We start from the raw sequence: 602 nt of genomic DNA, 5'->3' as shown, positions 1-602 counted from the left end.
TAAAGCCTATGTTATTCGCTGGGGAGAAGGGTCAATTCTTGTCATCGATCCAAGCGTTACTGATAGCTCGTCAGATGATTTCGTATTAGATAGTATTGATATCAGTCATTATGATGAAGACGGCCTCCCGAATGCTTCTGCTGCATTGATCCATGAAGACGTATTGTATGTTGTCACTCAGGGACTTGATAGCTCGTATGCGCCGACTCAAGCCTACCTAATCGCAATTGATACACTGACTGACGCAGAAGTGTCAATTGGTACTGGTGAACTAGATGGCTTAGAGCTAACCGTTAAGAACCCAATTGAAATAGACCTTTTTGCAGGAGATTTATTCATAACAGGAGTGGGGCGTTATGCTTCGGGTGACCGTGCTGCTGAGTACACAGGTGGTATTGAGAGGATTGACCTTGATACGCTGAGCTCGTCGATAGTTGTGAACGACTAATTGAGTAAAGGTTAAGATATGACCACACTGATGATACAAGGCACCACTTCAGATGCGGGTAAAAGTACCTTAGTGGCTGCTTTGTGTCGTTGTTTGGTGAGGCGCGGCCATAAAGTGGCGCCTTTTAAGCCTCAGAATATGGCGCTCAACAGTG

Annotated in this window: 2 protein-coding genes; both read left to right on the top strand. The window is 45.3% G+C overall.

The genetic code is table 11. From position 1 onward, the window contains the following. The coding region (locus A3763_RS28260) for a hypothetical protein (protein ID WP_197482794.1) at window positions 1–448 on the top strand (448 nt) is incomplete at its 5' end. A gap of 18 nt (window positions 449–466) precedes the next feature. Next, window positions 467–602, top strand: a 136-nt coding sequence (locus A3763_RS26730) for a hypothetical protein (protein ID WP_156494944.1), incomplete at its 3' end; no start/stop codon positions are given.

The organism is Oleiphilus sp. HI0128, from assembly GCF_001635365.1.
The sequence above is the reverse complement of the archived record's forward strand: the minus strand, read 5'-3'. Positions and strand labels throughout refer to the sequence as shown.